General features: G+C 34.9%; 12 protein-coding genes. All 12 read left to right on the top strand.

What is annotated here, in order from left to right:
• Positions 1 to 549 precede the first annotated feature (549 nt).
• The 12 genes from BA768_RS20365 to BA768_RS20420 all read left to right on the top strand — a co-directional run bounded on the left by BA768_RS20365 (position 550) and on the right by BA768_RS20420 (position 21,783).
• Positions 550 to 1,983 carry a hypothetical protein gene (locus BA768_RS20365; protein ID WP_165601811.1) on the top strand — a complete coding sequence of 478 codons (1,434 nt, stop codon included), beginning with the start codon at positions 550 to 552 and terminating at the stop codon, positions 1,981 to 1,983.
• A gap of 189 nt (positions 1,984 to 2,172) precedes the next feature.
• Positions 2,173 to 2,769 (top strand): Crp/Fnr family transcriptional regulator, encoded by a 597-nt coding sequence (locus tag BA768_RS20370; protein ID WP_065722219.1) that lies wholly within the window; start codon positions 2,173 to 2,175, stop codon positions 2,767 to 2,769.
• 173 nt (positions 2,770 to 2,942) lie between these two features.
• Positions 2,943 to 3,554, top strand: a complete 612-nt coding sequence (locus tag BA768_RS20375; RefSeq protein ID WP_065722294.1) for a DUF4142 domain-containing protein — start codon at positions 2,943 to 2,945, stop codon at positions 3,552 to 3,554.
• Positions 3,555 to 3,804: 250 nt separating this feature from the next.
• Positions 3,805 to 5,220, top strand: coding sequence for an aldehyde dehydrogenase family protein (locus BA768_RS20380; protein WP_065722220.1), 1,416 nt, complete (start codon positions 3,805 to 3,807; stop codon positions 5,218 to 5,220).
• Positions 5,221 to 5,283: 63 nt separating this feature from the next.
• The gene (locus BA768_RS20385; RefSeq protein WP_065722221.1) at positions 5,284 to 6,084 is read left to right on the top strand and encodes a helix-turn-helix domain-containing protein; all 801 of its coding nucleotides are present in this window, start codon (positions 5,284 to 5,286) and stop codon (positions 6,082 to 6,084) included.
• 567 nt (positions 6,085 to 6,651) lie between these two features.
• On the top strand, positions 6,652 to 9,651 hold the full coding sequence (locus tag BA768_RS20390) for a LamG-like jellyroll fold domain-containing protein (protein WP_065722222.1): 3,000 nt from the start codon (positions 6,652 to 6,654) through the stop codon (positions 9,649 to 9,651).
• A 173-nt stretch (positions 9,652 to 9,824) separates the two neighbouring features.
• Positions 9,825 to 11,201, top strand: coding sequence for a glycoside hydrolase family 28 protein (locus BA768_RS20395; RefSeq protein WP_065722223.1), 1,377 nt, complete (start codon positions 9,825 to 9,827; stop codon positions 11,199 to 11,201).
• Positions 11,198 to 14,053: a glycoside hydrolase family 2 protein gene (locus BA768_RS20400; protein WP_065722224.1), complete on the top strand. Its 2,856-nt coding sequence runs from the start codon at positions 11,198 to 11,200 to the stop codon at positions 14,051 to 14,053. The genes BA768_RS20395 and BA768_RS20400 overlap by 4 nt, the downstream gene beginning before the upstream one ends.
• Positions 14,054 to 14,056: 3 nt before the next feature.
• Entirely contained in the window at positions 14,057 to 15,379 is a 1,323-nt protein-coding gene (locus tag BA768_RS20405) for a rhamnogalacturonan acetylesterase (protein WP_065722225.1), read from the top strand.
• Positions 15,380 to 15,659: 280 nt separating this feature from the next.
• Positions 15,660 to 18,434 carry a glycosyl hydrolase gene (locus tag BA768_RS20410; protein ID WP_065722226.1) on the top strand — a complete coding sequence of 925 codons (2,775 nt, stop codon included), beginning with the start codon at positions 15,660 to 15,662 and terminating at the stop codon, positions 18,432 to 18,434.
• A 130-nt stretch (positions 18,435 to 18,564) separates the two neighbouring features.
• Positions 18,565 to 19,368, top strand: a complete 804-nt coding sequence (locus BA768_RS20415; RefSeq protein ID WP_065722227.1) for a DUF4350 domain-containing protein — start codon at positions 18,565 to 18,567, stop codon at positions 19,366 to 19,368.
• Positions 19,369 to 19,902: 534 nt separating this feature from the next.
• Entirely contained in the window at positions 19,903 to 21,783 is a 1,881-nt protein-coding gene (locus tag BA768_RS20420; protein ID WP_065722228.1) for a rhamnogalacturonan lyase, read from the top strand.
• The last annotated feature ends 1 nt before the right edge of the window (position 21,784 follow it).

Genomic DNA, 21,784 nt, shown 5'->3' on the forward strand with positions numbered 1-21,784 from the left:
AAAAAAATCATTACGATTAAATAAAATTATGATGAATTTATTAAATCTAATAGGCTATTCTACTAATCTATTTTAATTTAAATACTGTTATTTTGAAGCGAACTTGTATTATTAAATATTCAATAAAATGATGAAAAAACTCATATTTCATTTTATTTTATTTTTAAAAATATGATAATTATTAATGATAAAATTATTATATATTACTTTAATTTAATATAAATAGTTTATTGTTTTAAATAATTTTTATAATTTTGCGGCAACACAATAAAAATTCATGAAAAAAAATTTAGCTATCTGTATAGTTATTTTGTTCTTTTTCTGTGGCAAAATTATGTCCAGAAATTTGAATATTACTGACTCTATTCGATTATCGAACAGCATAAAAAACAGCAAATTACTTACTGCTATTTATCCCAATTCATATTCAGATCTATTTTCATTTTGAATTAGTAGTATTCTTCATCTAAACGCTGAAAATATAAATGTTTTACCAGCAATTAGTCTTAGAAAAAAATAAAATAATATTAAAACAAAAAACAACAAATGATGAACACAAGATTATTCTTAATTTTCACAATTTTTATGACTATTTCTACATTTTCACAGGAAATAAAAATAAAAAAAGGAGAGCTGCTTTTGGATGATAAAGCAGTGGCAAAAGTAAGTGACAAAGGAAGGGTTTACAGTTTCAGTGACCTTAATGGGAAACCACAATTTTCCGCCCAAATGTTTAATGGTGATACTACTGAAAAAGGATGGGTAGAATTTAAAGGTGAAAATGGCAACGTAAAGGAAGTTGAATTTTCGGATACTACCTTTAGTTTAAATATGGGGAAAATACTTGTCAGAAATGCTTTAGCGCAAGGTCTTATTACGTTAGACGGTATTAATGAAGCAAAAGTAAACGAATTTTTTCAGACGAATGATCGTTCTTTAACAGAAGGTAGAGCAAAAACGAAAATAATGCAGCAAGAAACAAGTGATAAAGAAGATAAAATAACTAACGAAATAGGAATACGTATTGACAATGCAGGTAAAATTTGGGATAAAAATAAAGTCTTATTAGGTTTTATCCAAAGAGTCAATACAGGAAACAATATTGTTCTTAATTATGAATACAGCGTTTATGAGAATAATAAGATTAGGATTGCTAAATTGAATTGTACAAACAATGATACATATAATAGTAAAAACGGATTGAAAGTTATTACTTATGATAATAAACAAGCTGAGATTTTAGTGACCAACAATAATTTCGGTGGTCCATTATCTGAAGATAAAATGGCAGATAGAATGGTGAAAAAATTGGTTGCCAACGGATATGCTTTAGGAGACATGAAAAACACAGTAGAAGGTTTCTTTGATGAGAAAAGCCAAACTGCAGAAAACAATGCCAAAAGCGACTCAAAAAATATTTATAATATTTCCGGTTATGTAATTGATAAAGCAGGTGATAAAAAAGAAGGTAGTATTACCATAGAGTTTGAATCAATCAATGCAAAGCTTGGAAGAGAAAAAGGTATAGCAGATATAACAAATTATGGCGGAACTGTTGTTTTGAATGTAAATGGTAAAGACGAATTCTTTAAAGCAAAAGACGGAGTGAAATTTTGTGCTGGTGAAAGGTGCTTTTTAGGAACTCAGGGCTCAGAAGATTCCGGGACAGGAAACAACAGTGGATCACAGCTGAGCGTATTCGGAGAAAGCCAATTCTTTGAAATTCAATCTGAAAATGATGGGAATTATGTTTTAAATCATGTTAAAAATCCTCAATATTATTATCTGAAATTAGCCAACCAGTCTAAAGCTATTTATCTTGGTGAAAAAGGAGGCTTTGGAAAGAGAAAACCCGAAAAAACAAAGAAAATTTTTGATGATTATGTAAGCTGTCCTGGTTTGGATTTTTCAAAATATGATACCAAAACAAAAGAAGGCATCATTAATATACTGAACGATTATCAAACCACCTGCAAAAAGTAATTAATTAATTTGACTTAATTTAAATTCAGATTAAATAATTTATCCAGCCTGCTGTTTTTTACAGCAGGTTTTTTTATTATTCATCATTGTCATTTAATCTAAAGCTTTTATTGAGGTAATGGAATAATTGTTGCAAAATATGATCTACCATTTACAAATAATTCTTAACAAACCATAAAAATTATTATTATGCTTATATCACCGGAACTCTTAAAAAAATACGGGGCTGAAACTGAAGATTTTGAACCTTCTCATGTAATCTTTAATGAAGGAGACGTTCCTAAATATTACTATCAGGTGCTGGAAGGAAGAATTAAGCTGAATAATTATAATGAAGACGGCAAGGAGCTTATTTTTGCCATTTTAGATAAAGGGCTCAGTGTTTGTGAATTGCTTTTATTTATCGACAAAACGTATCCGGTGAATGCCATCACTTTTGAAAAATGTACAGTGATAAAACTTCCAAAATTGAGTTTTGAGAAAATGCTGGATGAAAACCCTGCTGTTTCGCGTGATATCAATAAATTTCTGTCAGAAAGGCTGTATTATAAATATATTATGCTGGAAAATAACTCTTCATTGCGTCCTGATGTTCGTGTACAGGGCGCTTTAGATTATTATAAAAGTTATACTGGCAAAACAGAGAAATTCTCTTATGAAATCCCTCTAACGAGACAGCAATTGGCTTCCCTCACTGCATTAAGAGTTGAAACAGTAATCAGAACAGTAAAGAAACTTGAGAAAGAAGGTGCGCTGAAGATTGTTAACAGAAAGATTTTTGTTTAATAAATTGTATGATTTTATAATTTCTGAAGAAAAATAGCCGCTTCCCGATATTTCTGTAAAATTGTACCACATCTTATACGATTGTAATTTTTTTCTAACGATTTGGCAGATAAATTGTTACTGCTACGATAATGCAAAATTTGCATTTCACCAAAACCATTTTAAATAATAATATGAAAAATTCAATCTTAAGCATTCTGGCGTTTGCAGCCATTGTTGCTTGCAAAAAAACCGACACAACCAACGTTGATTCAACAACAGACAGCTCTTCTATGACCACACCTGCAGATACAGGAATGATGACAAATGATTCTACTTCGGTTTCTAATAGGACAGAAACACAGTCAACACTAAGTGATCAGGACAAAAAATTTGCAGATGCAGCTGCCAAAGGAGGTATGATGGAAGTAATGGCAGGACAGCTTGCCGCTACAAATTCAACAAACGAAAAAGTAAAAACTTTTGGCGAAATGATGGTAAAAGATCATACAAAAGCTAATGACGAGCTTAAAAGCTGGGCTGCGAAAGTAAGTTATCAGTTACCAACAGGTTTAGATGCAGAAAAGCAGAAAGCATATGATGATCTGAAAGCCAAAAAAGGAGCTGATTTTGATCGTAAATATACCGATATGATGGTCAACGATCATAAAACGACGATTGCAGATTTCAAAAAACAAGCTGCGGATGGAACTGAAATTTCATTAAAATCTTTTGCACAAAAAACGATTCCTGCTCTTGAGCATCATTTAATGGAATCTGAAAAAACAAAAGCAGCAGTAAAATAACAGATCATAATCGCAGGATTTAATCTTATTTAATGATAAAAGTTATTCTGAGGAAACTGATTTTATCGGCAACCTCGGAATAACTTTTTGTTTTAATAAATTTTTATTGAGTTTAAAACTTACCAACTATAATATTTTCTTTAGCCGATATTGTACTTATATCTGAGCTCTTTTACAAAGGAGATTGAGCTTTTTTACAAAGTGAAAGAATTGTGCCTGCTTTACCTTTGTTTTATTAAAATTAAATAAAATGAAAAAGGTAAATAAAATTTACATTAATGGTGAATTTGTAACACCACAAGGAACGGAAATTTTCGATCTCATTAATCCTTCCAATAATCAAAAAATTGGTGAAGTAACGCTCGCTGATGAAGTTGATACCCAAAAAGCGGTTGCTGCAGCAAAAGAAGCTTTCAAAACATTCTCAAAAACCACTATTTCTGAACGCATTCATTATCTTGAAAAACTGAAAGAAGCGGTGAATGAGAAAAAGGAGGAACTTATTGAAGTTATGATTGAAGAATACGGTGGAACTAGACAGTTTGTAACAATGAGTAATCAACACACCGAAAGTTGGTTCGACAGCATGATTGATGTTCTTCAGATTTTTGAATTTACAAGAAATATCAATTCTTCAACTATAAAATTACAACCGGTTGGTGTAGTTGCCATTATTACTCCTTGGAATGCAAGCAACAGTTCCATAACAAGCAAAGTAGCGACGGCAATTGCAGCAGGATGTACTGTTGTCATAAAACCAAGCGAAATGAGCAGTTTGCAAACACAGGTTCTGATGGATGCATTTCACAATGCAGGTTTACCAGAAGGAGTCGTGAATTTTGTGACCGGGCTCGGAAATGTTGTAGGAACAGAATTAACTAACAATCCCGATATTACTAAAATTTCTTTTACCGGATCAACGGCTGTAGGAAAATTAATTGCTAAAAATGCAGTCGATACTATGAAGCGTGTCACCTTAGAACTGGGTGGGAAATCTCCAAATATTATTCTGGATGATGCAGATCTGCATCAGGTAATTCCGATGGCAATTTATGGAGCCTACATGAATAGCGGACAAGCCTGTATTGCTCCGACCAGACTTTTAGTTCCTCAGAATAAACTTGATGAGGTGAATGTAATTGCAAAATCTGTAGCCGAAAAAATCATTGTAGGTTTACCGGATCATGAAGAAACCAACATCGGACCTATGGTGAGCGTAAAACAATTTGAAAGGGTTCAGAATTATATTAAAATAGGAATTGATGAAGGCGCAAACATATTAACTGGCGGTCTGGGAAAACCAAAAGGACTAGAAGCTGGAAATTTTGTGCAAGCAACTATTTTTACCAATGTAAAAAACGAAATGAGAATTGCTCAGGAAGAAATTTTCGGCCCTGTTCTATGTATTATTCCTTACAAAGATGAAGAAGATGCGATAAAAATTGCCAATGATACTCCCTATGGTTTGGCAGCTTATATCAGTTCGGCAGATCCTGAAAGAGCAGAAAAGGTAGCTTCAAAAATAGATGCAGGAAGAATTTGCATCAACGGATTCCGTCATGATCCGATGGTTCCGTTTGGTGGTTTTAAACAATCGGGAGTTGGTCGGGAATACGGTGAATACGGATTAATGCCTTATTTAGAAACAAAAGCTATTCTAAAGTAATAATGTGTAAATTTGATAAAGCGTTATCTCAACGATAGCGTTTTATCGTTTATTATTAAAATCATGAGCGAAAAATCAGACATTCTGTATACCTGTTATCACGAAATCAGCAGGAAAGGTGAAAATTTTGTTCCTCAACATACAATTTCGTATCAGTTGTCGGGAAGTTTTGCATTGGCAGATGGTAAAAAAACATATCTTGCTGAAGAAGGGCATCTGAACCTGATCCGTAAAAACCAGCTCGTGAAATTTGTAAAATATCCACCCCAAAATGGAGTTTTTGAGAGCATGAATATTTATCTGAGCGAAGAAAATCTTAGAAATGCTGCAAAAGAATACAACTTCACGTCCGAACTTTTTGAAGAGACGAAACCGCTTGTTTCCATTACAATTAATGAACTGATTGAGAGTTTTTTTATTTCTTTAAAAAGTATCATTCAAAGTGACAGTTTTAATAATAAACTTCTTTTCGATCTGAAAATAAAAGAACTCATACTTATTTTGTTGCAGTCTCAACCGGAACTCAAAAATATTCTTTTTAATTTTTCTGAGCCGTATAAAATTGATTTGGAGTCTTTTATGATTCAAAATTATCGTTACAATGTTCATCTTGAACGTTTCGCATATCTTACAGGAAGAAGTTTGGCAACTTTTAAAAGAGATTTTGAAAAAACATTTCACACTTCACCCCACAAATGGATTCTTCAAAAACGACTGGATGAAGCTCACTTTTTGATCAAAGAAAAAGAAAAATTAGCATCCGATATTTTTATTGATCTTGGGTTTGAAGATCTGTCGCATTTTTCATATGCATTCAAAAAATATTTTGGCTATAGCCCTACGCAAACAGTTAAAACTAATTAATATTTAATCTTTTATCAATGATTTATGAATTGACAACGCTATTTTAAGTTGGCTTAAACTTCAAATCCCAGGATGAGATAAAAACAGTGGTACACTATTTGTAACCATTTAGCTAAAATAAAAAATGGGTCATGAGGTATATTAGAATAAAATATTTTTCACTTTTAAAATATATTAAGAAGGTGGTTTTTATAGATAATAATGTTGTCTGAAAGTATATATAATGGAATATGTTTTTTATAAATAATAAGTATTGTATTGTTTTATTCTTAATTCTCAAAAAGCTTTTTAAAGTGACATTCGATAAATAAATTTAGCTAAATTTCTTATTTTAATGATTTCTTGCATTTATTGTGAGATTTTTTTTGCTTAAATTTTTATTTACAAAGGCTTCTTCGTAAGAAATTGTACCCTAATTTTTATCTTCTGAATTATTCAATAGGTCGATAAATCACCTTTTTACCTGTGTTTTTGTTGTAATATGTTGATCTCTAATGTGTAGACAGGATGGGGCAGGATGCTGCACTTTACGTTTGTTGTTAGATTAGTTAACACAAAATTAATATTATGAAAAAATCACTACTATCTGGTAAAGTTCTCAAATCTTTGCTGTTTTGTGGATTAGTATTTTCCACTGCAGAATTACACGCTCAGACGCTCGCTTTTCCTGAAGCTACGGGTTTCGGAAGATTTACAACAGGAGCAAGAGGGGCTGCGAATCCACAAATTTATTTGGTTACGAATTTAAATGACAGCGGTCCCGGTTCATTTCGTGACGCAGTAAGCCAACCGGGCAGATTTGTTATTTTTAAAGTCGGAGGAATTATCAATTTACAATCCGTAGTAGCGGTATCAAGCAATACAACCATTGCAGGACAAACCGCTCCCGGAGAAGGTGTTTTGTTTTTAGGACCAAGAGTATCTTTTTCTGGAGCCAACAACACGATCGCAAGATTTCTTCGTCTTCGTTATGGTGGAACTTCTCAGAATCAGGATGCTTCCGGAATTGCAAACGGCGCAAACATCATTCTAGATCACATGACTTTCAGTTGGGGTACGGATGAGGTATTTTCTATTAATTGGGACAATAACGGAACAAGCCCGGATAATATCACCATTCAGAATTCTATTATCGGACAGGGATTGCATCGTCATAATCATTCAGCAGGTGGACTAATTCAGCCTCCTACAGGCGGAAAAGTCAGTCTGATCGGAAATTTATATATATGCAATAAAACCAGAAATAATAAAATAAAAGGAATTAACGAATTTGTAAACAACGTCGTATACAACTGGGGAAATTACGGAAATACTTATGGACACACGCAATCCGGTGAAGCATACATTATGGGTGGAGATTCGGCGGGTGCATCATATGCTAATATCATCAACAATTATTTTATTGGAGGTCCCAATACAAGCAGTACAGTTTCTACACCGTTCAGTGTAGGAAATGCTAATTTCAATTTATACGGCGAAGGAAATTATTTTGATAATAATAAAAACGGAATCTTAGACGGAGCTTTAGTTCCTCAGGATTTAACAGGTTATCCTGTAGGAGATTTAACAGCAATACAGTCAACAGCTTATGATTATCCGATGAAAAATCCTGTGTTAACCGCTCAGGCTGCGTTCGATAATATTGTTGCAAAAGTAGGAGCTTCTTTCCCAAAGCGTGATCAGGTAGATCAGTTGATGGTTTCAGATCTGATGTCTAAAGGAACAACAGCAACTTATGTATATATACAAAGTGATCTTACAACTCAGTTTGGGTTTACCAATGGCGGAGCAGGACATATTTATGGCGCTCCGGCTCCGCTGGATACAGATAATGATGGTATGCCCGATGCATGGGAAACTGCAAATGGATTGAATCCAAATGTTTTTGATGCTTTGGCAGTGAGTACAGCTCATGCTCAGTATCTGAATATCGAGGTTTACATCAACAGTTTGCCAAACAGCACACCTCCTGCTTTTATCATCCCGCCAACCAATCTGAATTTTACCAATGCCGTTTCCACTCCGGTTCCCCCTTTAAGTTCTTTAACAGTGAATTGGTTGGATAATGCAAATAATGAAACCAACTATATCGTTGAACGTTCAGGTGATGGAACAAATTTTACCGTAATTGCAACACTTCAGGCTGATACAACAAGTTATAACGATTCGGGATTAACGCCCAATACCCAATATTATTACAGGGTAAAAGCTATAAATGCTACAGAGTCATCTGTTTATACTTCAAATGCTTCAATTACTACTCCGCCAATTCCGTCTGCGCCTACAAAAGCAACAAATCCTGTTCCTGCAAATATGAATAATCAGGTAGAGCTTACAAACGGTAATTTATCGTTAAAATGGTCAGGAAGTACAAACACAACCACATATTCTGTCTATTTAGGAACAGATCCTCAGAATTTAGTTAATGTTGGAACAGTGACTTACAGTGCGACACCTTCATATCAACTTAACAATTTAAACACATCAACAGATTATTATTGGAGAATTGATGCGGTAAATAATCTTGGTACAACTACAGGAGATGTTTGGAAATTCCGTGCACTCACTCCAATTCTTGTTGGGAACTGGCCATTCTCAGAAGCACCAGCTACAGGAGCACAGATCGCAGATATAAGCTCATTTGCCAATCACGGAGTTTTAGATACTGCCTTTGATAACAGCAGTGTAAGAATACCGGGTAAAGAAAATAATGCACTGGATTTTGCAACAGCATCAAATAATATGTATATCGCAAGTATTCCGCATCAGGAACAGATTTTATTCAATAATAACTCTTTTACGGTTTCTTTCTGGATGAAAGCACCGACAACCATGATTCCGTCGTCGTCTTCCACGAGTCTTTATGTGTTGTGTAAAGGATCATTTACTAAAAATACGACGACAGGTGCAACAGGAAAACGTTTTAATATAGAAATTAAAGGCGGTCAGCTTAGATATGCGATTGATGATGACATTACGAAAAAAGAAATCACTTCACCGATCGCCAATTATTTTACAGGCAATTGGGTTCACGTGGTGATCCAGAGAGATATTGCTGCGCATAAAATGAGAATTTATACAAACGGCGTTCTTAGCAGTGAAGGAGACGAAACTGCGGTTACAGGCATCGGTGAACCAAGTGATTTAGTGCTCGGAAATATCGGCGAGCTGGAATTTTTATCAACCGCTAATGCTTCCGCTCCGTATAAAGGTGCTTTTGACGAGCTTAAAATGTATAACTATGCTCTAACTTCTACGGAAATAAATGCTTTATACAATCAGGCAGTCTTAGGAAATGCAGAATTCAGCATCAGTAAAAATGCGGGAACAGTATATCCGAATCCCGTTAAAGACCAGCTTTTCATCAAACTACCGGATTATAAAAGATCAGATCTTACCGCTACAGTACTCGATATGAGCGGGAAAATTATGATGAAAGAAAAAATCAATGCTGATGGAAATGGTATTTTCAAGCTGAATATCGCCAACACAAAAATACCTGGTAACTACATCCTGAATGTTTCCGGTGAAGCTCTGAACAGTAATTTTAAAATAATTTTTGAATAATCTACTTAAATTTCATTCATATTATATTAATAAATCCTTTCAAAGCTATTTGAAGGGATTTATATTTTAAATTGTTTTTTTTAGTTTAAAATTCCCAACATGAAAGAGCAGGATGCTTCAAATTGCCAAAAACTCTATTTTTATTTTCGTTTATTAGCTATACAAAATCGATTATGACATTTCAAAATATATCAAAGCTTTTCTTAGCTTTTTCATTGTTCTTTTCTTTTTCGGAATTAAAAAGCCAGGATAAATTCCCGGACGGAACAGCCATTCCGAAATGGTTCAAAGAAAACAAACCAACCGACATCAGTAAATTAGGAAAAAAATACATCATTACTGAAAATGGGATAAAGAATGACAGTACGGTTCTTCAGACCAAAAAGCTTCAGGAGATTATCGATTTAGCTGCGAAAAATGGAGGCGGAGTTGTCATCGTACCAAAAGGAACTTTCCTAATCAGTTCAGTTTTCTTTAAACAGGGAACGCATCTATATTTAGAAAATGGAGCAAAATTAAAAGGAAGCGATGATATCAACGATTTTCCGGTAATGACAACCAGAATGGAAGGTCAAACCGTAAAATATTTTCCGGCTTTAATTAATGCAGACGGATTGGACGGTTTCACGATTTCAGGAAAAGGTACACTCGACGGAAACGGACTTCGTTTCTGGAAATCATTCTGGAAAAGACGCGAATGGAATCCTAAATGCACCAATATGGATGAAATGAGACCGAGAATTATCTATGTTTCAAACTCAAAAAATATTCAGATTGAAGGAATTACCGTCAAAAATTCGCCGTTCTGGAGCACACATTATTACAAATCTCATTTTGTTAAATTGTTAAATCTGACAATTGTAGCCCCGAAAGAACCAGTAAAAGCACCAAGTACAGATGCCGTAGATATCGATGCCTGCACGAATTTTCTTATTAAAAATTGTTATATGTCGGTAAATGACGATGCAATTGCATTAAAAGGGGGGAAAGGTCCGAAAGCCGATGTTGATCCAAACAACGGAGAAAACAGAAATATTTTGATTGAAGACAACAATTTCGGATTTTGCCACTCGGTTTTGACTTGTGGAAGTGAATCGATTCACAATTACAATGTAATTTTAAGAAATTCTACCGTGAAAGATGCATCAAGATTGCTACACTTAAAAATGCGTCCCGATACGCCTCAACATTACGAATATCTTACTGTTGACAATATTAAAGGAAACGTAAAAACCTTTATTTATGTAAAAGGATGGAATCAGTTTTTTGATTTAAAAGGTGAAGCAAGACCGAGAAAAGGTTTGGCGAATAATATTACAGTTAAAAACATCGATTTAAGTTGCGAAACGGCGTTTTCCATTGAAAAATCAGATTTGTTTGATTTAAAAGATTTTACGTTCGAGAATTTTAAAATCAAAGCATTAAAGCCTGAAATGGAAAATTTGAAAAACATTCAAAATTTAAAACAAAAAAATCTTAAAGTGGAGCAAGTTGCTTCTCTAAGCCAATCTTACGACAAAAAAGACGATTCTGATATTACTGCAAAATGAGTTTTTTCTCCAAAATATCCGTGTTCTTATGCTTGTGTTCGCAATTCCTGCATTCTCAATCTTCGGAAATTCAATTCCTGAGCGGGAAAGATGCTGAGCACACCAAAGAATGGGATTTTTGGATAAATTCTGGACGCAGATCAGGAAGTTGGAGTAAAATAAATGTGCCTTCCCAATGGGAACAGCAGGGTTTTGGCTCGTACAATTATGGTCGGGACTATGTGACTTACGGAAGAAATTTCAAATTTCACGACGAAACTGGATTATACAAACACAAATTCACCGTTCCCAATTCCTGGAAAGGAAAAACCATCAACATTGTTTTCGAAGGTTCAATGACCGACACCGAAGTGAAAGTTAATGGAAAATTGGCCGGCGAAATTCATCAGGGTGCTTTTTATGAATTTAAATATGATATTTCGGATAAATTAATCTTTGGAAAAGAAAATATTCTTGAAGTAAAAGTTTCCAAAATGTCGGCAGATAAATCGGTCAACAATGCAGAACGACTTGCCGATTACTGGATTTTAGGCGGAATTTTCCGTCCTGTTTATCTGGAAGCCAATTCAAAAGAACACATTTCATCAACGGCAATTGATGCTAAAGCAGACGGAACTTTCCGTTCGAATATTAGTTTAAAAGAAATTAATTCGGCTAATAATCTAAAGGTTGAATTATTTGATGCTAAAAATAACTTAGTTGGAGAATCTCAGATTAAAATTGGAAAAGGTGATACTTTAAAACAGATTCAATTTTCAATACAAAATCCAAAACTTTGGACGGCAGAAACGCCGAATTTGTACAAAGCAAGATTTAGCGTAAATAAAAACAAAAAAAGCATCTTCCAAACTGAAGAAAAATTTGGTTTCCGAACGATTGAAATCCGCAAAGGCGACGGAATTTTCGTCAACGGAACAAAAATTAAAATGAAAGGGATTAACCGTCACGTCTGGTGGCCTGAAACGGGTAGAGCAGTTACGGAAAATATCGATTTAATGGATGTTCAGCTCATCAAAGAAATGAATATGAATGCTGTTCGTTGTTCGCATTATCCACCCAACAAATCGTTTTTGAAAATTTGCGATTCGCTTGGTTTATACGTTTTGGATGAACTGGCGGGTTGGCAAAAAAAATACAGCACAGAATTAGGAAAAAAGCTCGTGAAAGAAATGGTTACAAGAGATGCAAATCATCCTTCGATTATTTTCTGGAGCAACGGAAACGAAGGCGGACATAATTTTGATTTGGATGCCGAATTTGCAAAATTCGATTTGTCAAACCGTCCCGTCATTCACGCACATCATAAGCCAGGAAATGCTTTCAACGGAATCGACTGCAATCATTACGAAGATTATTACAGTACAAAAAAAATCCTCGAAGGTGAAAATATCTATATACCGACCGAATTTTTGCACGCTCAGGATGACGGCGGTGGCGGAACTTCTTTAGCCGATTATTGGGAACTGCACTGGAATTCCAAAAAAGGTGCGGGCGGTTTTCTCTGGGCGTTTGCTGACGAAGGTTTGGTACGAACCGATTTTAATAATCAAATTGACGTCAACGCAATCAACGCTCCGGATGGAGTGGTGGGTCCGCATCGTGAGAAAGAGGGCAGTTTTTATGCGATTCGTGAAATTTACAGTCCGGTAAAAATAGATTTGAAAACGTTGCCGGATGATTTTAATGGAACAATTCCTGTTGAAAACCGGTATCATTTTACCAATATTAATGAATGTAGATTTGATTGGAAATTGGTCAAGTTCAAAACACCATTTTCGTCAGAATCGGGATTTGAAATAATTCAAAAAGGAAAAGCAGAATCTCCAAATATTAAACCGACTGAAAAAGGAAATATTAATCTCAATCTTCCTCCAAACTGGAAAGAAAGTGAAGGTTTATTACTTACTGCAACCGATTCTTTCGGCAAAGAAATCTACACCTGGTCTTGGAAATTAAAATCTAATGATGAAATTTCAAAACAGTTTTCAAAATCTTTAATCAAAGAAAATACGGTTTCGGTTATTGAAAATGATTCTTTATTTATTTTAAAAACAGACGAAAAAGAATTTTCAATTGGTAAAAAAGACGGCTTATTAAAATCCGTCATTGTCGATAAAAAAAGTAAGAAAATGACATTCCGAAACGGACCAGTTTTCGTAAACGGAAAAATGGAATTATCATCAATTAAATCTTTTGCACAAGGACAAAATCAAAACATAGAAGCTACTTTCAAAAACGGAAATAAAATTATTTGGAAGCTCAAATCCAATGGGATTTTAGAACTGAATTATGAATATTCGCTTTCTGGAGATTATCAATTTGCAGGCGTAAGTTTCGATTATCCTGAGAATTATGTCATCAATGCAAAATGGCTCGGGAAAGGGCCTTATCACGTTTGGAAAAACCGTTTGCAAGGACAGACTTATAATGTTTGGCAAAATTTAAAAAACTCCACAAGAACAGGGCAGTCGCCTTGGATTTATCCTGAGTTTAAAGGCTATTTTGATGATGTTTCCTGGATGCAACTCGATACTGCAGAAGGAAAAATAACAGTCGGAACAAAAGAAGAAAAAATGTTTGTCAGGCTTTTTGATTTTTACGGAATTTACGGAGCTGAAGGGTATCCGAAACTGCCAAGCGGAAATATTTCATTTTTAGACGCAATTCCGCCATTGGGAACTGTTTTGGCATTTAACATTAACGATAAAACCGAATCTTTAGGATTAGAAAGCGAGCCAAATCACCTGAACGGAACTTTTAAAAGAACATTATATTTCTATTTCGGATTACCGGATTTGGGCGATGAAAATAAACAGTTTACAATGCCAAAAGAAAATATTTTAACGGATTAAATTATGAAAAATAAAGTAGGATTTTTAATGCTTTTTATTTGTACGTTGATATTTTCTCAACAAACTACTTTCAAATTTGATTTTGGCGGAGAAAGAGTTGAAAAAGGTTTCATTCCGATTAATTCAACTTCAAAATTTGACAAGAAAATCGGTTACGGATTTATGGATATTTCAGGATTAAAATCGATTGACAACGATGGAAATGCTTTGACAGGAGATTTCATCACAAGCGAAAAACCTTTCTATTTTTCGGTGGCAATTCCTGAAGGAAATTACGATATTAAACTGAATTTAGGCGATACAAAAGGAACTTCGGAAACGACAGTTCGGGTAGAAAACCGTCGATTGATGTTGAATGATATCAAAACAAAACAAGGCGAAATTGTCGAAAAACAAATCACAGTTCACGTAAAAGACAGCATTATCCGAAAGCAGGATGGAACTCAAATCGGTATTGTAAAATTAAAACCAAGAGAAACAAAATACCTGCACTGGGATAATCTTTTGACGATTGAATTTAATGATAAAGCGCCGAAAGTTTGTTCGGTAATCATTCAGGCCAACAAAACAGCGAAGACGATTTACCTGACGGGTGATTCCACAGTTGTCGATGCGCAATACGAACCGTGGGCTTCTTGGGGACAGATGTTGCCGTATTTTTTTGTTACGAATGAAGTTGTCATTGCGAATTATGCAGAAAGTGGAGAAACTTTGAAAGCCTTTGAAGACCGCCACCGAATCGATAAAATATGGAATAAAATAAAATCCGGAGATTATCTTTTTATCCAATTCGGGCACAACGACCAAAAAGCGGGAAACAGTACGAAATCGGGTTACAGAAAAAGATTAAAAGAATGGATTTTAAAGGCCAAAGAATTGGGAGCAATTCCGGTTTTGGTCACCTCAATGAACCGCAGAGTTTTTGATGAAAATAATAAAATCGTCAATACTTTAGATGATTTTCCAGATGCAATGAGAGAAATTGCCAAAGAAGAAAAAGTAGATTTAATTGATTTGAATGCATTAAGCAAAACATTATTTGAAGCCATGGGACCTGAAAATGCAAAGAAAGCATTTGTTCATTACTCTGCAAATGCTTACCCCAATCAACCGAATGCTTTGGCAGACGATACGCATTTTAACCCTTATGGAGCTTATGAATTGGCGCAATGTGTTGTAAAATCTATCGTTGACCAAAACTTACCTTTAAAGAAATATATTTCAAAAAATTATAAAAATTTTAACCCCCAAAAACCTGATGATGTAGAAAAATTTCATTGGCCGGAATCTGTTTTTATGGAATCTTTAAAACCTGATGGAAATTAATGTTTAAATATAACTTGCTCCGTAGGAGCGAAATCTGTGTAGAACAAATATATGATACAAACAAAAGAACTCCGTAGGAGTTCAATCTTAAAACTCATAAAATGATTTGGAATACAATCATTAAGAAGGGTCTTAAAATCATAATTTTCTTATTGAAATAAACAAAAAATCTTTGAATTTTAAAACTAATGTGCTCTATCAAAAGCCAAATCACAAAACTCCAAATAATTAATGTGTTTAAAGACTTTTGTGAAAATTGTGGTCAAATAAAAAGTAAAAAATGAATATCAAAAATATCATAAAACTAAGCGTTCTCTGTTTTGCCTTCGGAAATCTCTCTGCACAAAATCCTTGGCCAACAGTTACCGAGACCGCAAAACCTTGGACACGTTGGTGGTGGATGGGAAGTGCCGTTGACGAAAAAGGTTTAGACAAACAACTCACAACACTTTCAAAATCGGGATTTGGTGGGGTAGAAATCGTCCCGATTTATGGTGCAAAAAGTTTTGAAAATACATACATCAATTATCTCTCTCCGGAGTGGATGAAAATGCTTCAGTTTACGACCATTAAAGCAAAAAGCCTGAATATGGGCGTTGATATGTCTGTCGGAACAGGTTGGCCTATTGGTGGTCCGCAGGTTGACGAGCAGGATGCTGCAACAAAAATGATTGTTCAGACTTACGAAATTCTCCCTAATGAAAAGTTTTCAGAAAAAATTGTTCTTAAAGATGAGAAACAGAAGAATTTAAAAACAGTAAAACTCGACATTGTCACTGCTTACAATGAGAAAAATGAAGCAATAGTTTTAACGGATAAAATCAGTGCTGACGGAACTTTAAACTGGAAACCGACTTCAGGAAAATGGATAATTTATACTGTTTTTGTGGGTAAAACTTTACAAAAAGTAAAACGCGCCGCTCCGGGTGGTGAAGGGTACACTTTAGATCATTTTTCGCCAACTGCTACAAAGGATTATCTGAAAACTTTCGATAAGGCTTTCGGTAATTCAAATTATGGGGTTCGTTCTTTTTTCAATGACAGTTATGAAGTTTATAATGCCGACTGGACTGCTGATTTTAAAGAAGAGTTTAAGAAAAGACGCGGTTATGACTTAAGTCTATATATCAAATATTTGGTCGGAAATGAGGAAACTGAACTCGCCGGAAAAATAAAATCCGATTACAGAGAAACGATGAGCGAACTGATTTTAAATCGTTTTACTAAAGATTTCTCGGATTGGGCGCATTTCAAAAACTCAAAAAATACCAATCAGGCACACGGTTCACCGGGAAATTTGCTTGACTTATATGCTGCTGTAGATATTCCCGAATCTGAAACTTTCGGAAGTACACCGTTTGATGTTATTGGTTTGAAAAGAGATAGCGCAGACATTCAGAAAGCGGATGTTCCGGATATTAATATGTTAAAATTTTCTTCTTCGGCAGCAAATGTGATGGGAAAAAAAGTGATTTCAAACGAAACTTTTACTTGGTTGACAGAACATTTTAAAACCTCGTGGTCACAGGCAAAACCGGAAGTTGAGCAGGTGTTTTTATCAGGAATCAATCACGTTTTCTATCACGGAACGACTTACACTCCCGCGGATGTGAAATTCCCGGGTTGGCTTTTTTATGCATCGACCAATTTTGTTCCTGAAAACAGTTTGTGGTCACATTTAACGGGATTAAATTCTTACGTTGCGAGAACGCAAAGTGTTTTACAAAGCGGAAAATCGGATAATGAACTGTTGATGTACTGGCCAATATATGACCAATGGGCAAATCCGAAAGGAAAAGATGTAGCGTTTAAAATTCACAATATTGAAAAGTGGTTACAGCCGACAGAATTCTATAAAAACCTCGATAAATTAGGCAAATCCGGATATTCTTTGGATATGGTTTCTGACAAAATGATTGGCGAGGCAAAATTGGATGATCAAAATATTCAGGTTTCAAAAGAAGGAGGTTCTTACAAAGTTCTCATCATTCCTCAGCTTGATTATTTACCTGAATCAACCTTAAAAAGCATTTTAAATTTAGCTCAAAACGGCGCATCCATCATATTTCAAAATGAGCCGAAAAATATTCCAGGATTTTTTGAGTCCGAAAAAAGAAAATCGGATTTACAGGCTTTATGGAAATCAATTCCTTTTCAGGAAAATGGGAATTTAAAATTGGCAACTTTCGGAAAAGGAAAAATCATATTAAGTTCTGATGTCAAAAAGGGTTTAGAATATTTAAAAATTGAAAGAGAAAAATTAACCGATACTGGATTGAAGTTTGTCAGAAGACAATTCGATGGCGGGAAATTTTATTACATTGTCAATCATACTTCGAAAGAAATCAATCAAAATATTCCGTTCAATTTTGTAGGAAAACAAGTTGTTTCAATGAATCCTGAAAATGGAGATTTTGGAATTTCTGAAATTCAGAATAATTCAGTTAGGATTCAATTAAAATCAGGAGAATCTTTAATTATAAAAGCTTCAGAAAATACAGATTCATCGATTCCAAAATGGAAATATGTTGAAAAAACAGAAGCTCCAATTATTTTAAACCAAAATTGGCAACTAGCTTTCAAAGAAGGCGGTCCTGAACTTCCGAAATCCAGAACGATAACGAAACTTCAGCCCTGGACAAACTTCACAGAAGACGCTTCAACCCAAAGTTTCTCAGGAACTGGAGTTTACACGACAACTTTAAATGTAAAGAAAAGTAAAGCAGATGATTATCTTTTGAAATTTGATAAGCTCTATGAAAGTGCAAAAGTGATTGTCAACGGACAGGAAGCCGGAATTGTCTGGAGCAATCCATTTGAAATTAACGTTGGGAAATATTTAAAGAAAGGTAAAAACACAATACAAATTGAGGTTTCAAATTTGATGGCAAACCGAATCCGATATATGGATCAAAATAAAATCGAATGGCGAAATTACCACGAAATTAACTTTGTGAATATTAACTATAAGCCTTTTGATGCATCCAATTGGAAAGTGCAACCTTCAGGATTGGATGGTGAAATTCAATTAATTCCTGTATATTTCTCAAAATAATTTTAAAAGAAGGAATTAATAAATAGAGATACTTCGACAAGCTCAGTGTGACATCTCTAATAATAAACGTTATATTTAGCGTTGTCAGGCTGAACTTGTCGAAGCCTTTTAGAAATAAAAATAAAGATTTATGAATAAAAATATCGTAAAAACATTTGCATTAGGAAGTCTTCTCGCATTCGGATTTTCCAGTGCTCAGAACAAACCGAAAGTTGTTTTAGACAACTTTTTCAACAACGAAAAAAGAGAAAATAAAGAAACCAAAGTTTTGGAATCCTCTCATTATACTTGGAATGATACAACCAATGGAGGATTTTCTTTGTTGGGCGAAATCTTCCAAAAGCAGGGTGCGGAAATCAGTACATTAACAACAGCTCCTTCAAAAAATGATTTAAAAAATGCCAATATTTACATCATTGTAGATGCCGATATCGACAAAGAAGCGTACGGTGGAAAAGCCAATTTGATTGACGCAAAATCTATTAAAAATTTAGTAAAATGGGTTGAAAAAGGTGGTGTTTTAGTGTTAATGAGCAACGATAAGGGAAATTCAGAATTTGAACATCTCAATCATCTAGCAGAAAAATTCGGCATTCATTTCAATGAAGATAGTTATAACAGAGTTCAGAAAAGAGAATTTGAACAAGGAAAAGTTATGGTTCCGACTGGAAATGAGATTTTCTCTGAGCAAAAATTATACATGAAAGAAGTGGCGACAATTTCTGTAAAAAGTCCGGCAAAAGAATTGTTGTCGGCGGAAGGTAAAAACATCGCAGCCATTGCAAAATTAGGTAAAGGAACTGTTTTCGCATTGGGCGACCCGTGGTGTTATAACGAATATATCGACGGCAAAAAATTACCCGCAGATTTTACCAATTACCAGGGAACTGAAGAATGGGTTAAATGGTTATTGAAGCAAGTTTCTCAAAAATAAACAATTTTGTGCAATCGATTAAAATTTAGTGATTGGTATTATTTGGGCAGCTTAATCCGCCTTCCACTCCCAAACCTAACGAAGTGGTTCGACGAAGTCAATCTTTTTTGCACGACGATTTTGCTTTAGATAGAAATTAAAGTCATAGCAAAAAAGGATTTCCGTTCAAGTCGGGCTGCGAAAAATCGAGGAACGAGATTCATCGATTCAAAGTAAAAATAAAACAATAGAGATAAATTCAATGCAAAAAAAATCGAAGAATAGGAAGTTTATTTCGAAAGGCTACGGTTAAAATCTGGCTTTAGGTAAAAGGTAAAGTGATAAAAAATCGAAATACAATTAACAGGTCGCTCTTCTAGAGCTTTAATTCATTGAATGATTATTTTCTATTAACAGTCCGTTCTTAGTGGAACGTCTTGAAATCCCATCGGGATTTACTGTTAGTAGAAAAATGAAGACCATAAAAACAAGCTCCGGAGGAGCGACCTGTTACTTCTTCTTTTTTTATAGAAAAAAGTGAAAAAAGGTATAATTATGAAAATCAAATACATATTCATTACATCCGCATTATTTCTTTCGCAAACATTCTTTGCCCAAAGACAAATGGAATACCTGAAAAGAGGAATTGTTGCCATTCCGGCAGATTCAGGAGTTTTTGTAAGTTGGCGATTGCTGGGAACAGAAGCTCAGAATACCCATTTCGATGTGTATCGTACAGAAAATAATCAGACGAAAAAACTGAATGAAAAACCTTTGCTCAACGAAACAAATTTTTTAGATAAAACCGCTGACAAAAGGAAAAGCTATACTTATTTTGTAAAATCAAATACACAACATCAGGACGTTGACCAGGATTTTGCAAAATATACGGCAAATCAAAAACCTTATTTTTCAATTCCTTTGAAAACGCCGCAAGGTTACACTCCAAATGACGCTTCAATTGCTGATTTGGATGGTGATGGAGAATACGAAATCATTCTTCATCAAACCGGAAGGTCAAAGGACAATAGTCAGAAAGGAGAAACAGACCCGCCAATTATTCAGGCTTATGAACTGGATGGTAAGTTTCTCTGGGAAATTAATTTAGGCAAAAATATCAGGGAAGGAGCACATTACACACAATTTTTAGTCTATGATTTAGACCAAGACGGAAAAGCGGAAATCGTAATGAAAACCGCCGACGGAAGCAAAGACGGAAAAGGAAAATTCATTGGAGACCCAAACAAAAATTACGTCAACGAAAACGGAATGATTCTTTCCGGACCGGAATATTTGACAGTTTTTGACGGACAAACCGGTGCTGAAATTCACACCGTTAATTATGTAGTTCCACGATTTGCAGGAAGTTTAAACCCAAACAACGAAGAAATGACCGAAACTTGGGGCGATGCGAAAGGAAACCGCGTCGACCGATTTTTAGGGGCTGTTGCTTACTTGGACGGAAAAACTCCGAGTGTGATTATGTCGAGAGGATATTATACAAGAACTGCGATCGCAGCCTGGGATTATAAAAATAAAAAACTGAGTCTGCGATGGCTTTTTGATACCGAAAGTTCGGAAGAAAATAAAAAATTTCGTGGGCAAGGAAATCATAATTTGAGTATCGCGGACGTTGATAATGATGGAAAAGACGAAATCGTTTTCGGTGCAATGACCGTTGATGATGACGGAAAAGTGTTGAACAGTACAGGTTACGGTCACGGAGATGCTTTGCACGTTGGAGATTTAGACCCATCCAATCCCGGATTGGAGATTTTTGATATTCAGGAAAAATTTGATGATGCAGGAGCGCATTTCAGAGACGGGAAGACCGGAAAAGTTTTATGGAAATTACCATCTACTGTTTATAGTAAACAAGGTAAATTTCAAGGTCCGGGAAGAGGATTGTCTTTGAATATTGACCCCCGTTATGAAGGTTCGGAATCTTGGGCAGCCGGAGCCGGACTTAAAGGAATATATAATACCAAAGGCAAGAAAATAAGCGAGAAAAATCCGCCCGCCAATATGGGAATTTACTGGGACGGAGATTTTTTAAGCGAAATTTTAGACGGAACAGTTGTTTCAAAATGGGATTGGAAAAAGGAGAAATCAAATGTCATTTTTGATGCTAAAAATTATCAGTGTGAATCGAATAACGGAACGAAGAAAAATCCTGCTTTAGTTGCCGATTTATTCGGGGATTGGCGTGAAGAGGTGATGTACAGAACGGCCGACAATCAGGAATTGAGGATTTTTAGTACAACGATTCCGACAAAACACAGATTATACACTTTGATGCACAATCCTCAGTATCGATTGAGTATTGTGTGGCAAAATGTTGGGTACAACCAGCCACCACATACAGATTACTACTTGGATGAATCGATTAAGGAAATGCCGAAACCGAATGTTGTAACTGTAAAATCTCAAAAATAAA

Origin of the sequence: Chryseobacterium sp. CBo1, from assembly GCF_001693475.1 — a bacterium.
In the GTDB taxonomy this organism is placed as follows: domain Bacteria; phylum Bacteroidota; class Bacteroidia; order Flavobacteriales; family Weeksellaceae; genus Chryseobacterium; species Chryseobacterium formosense.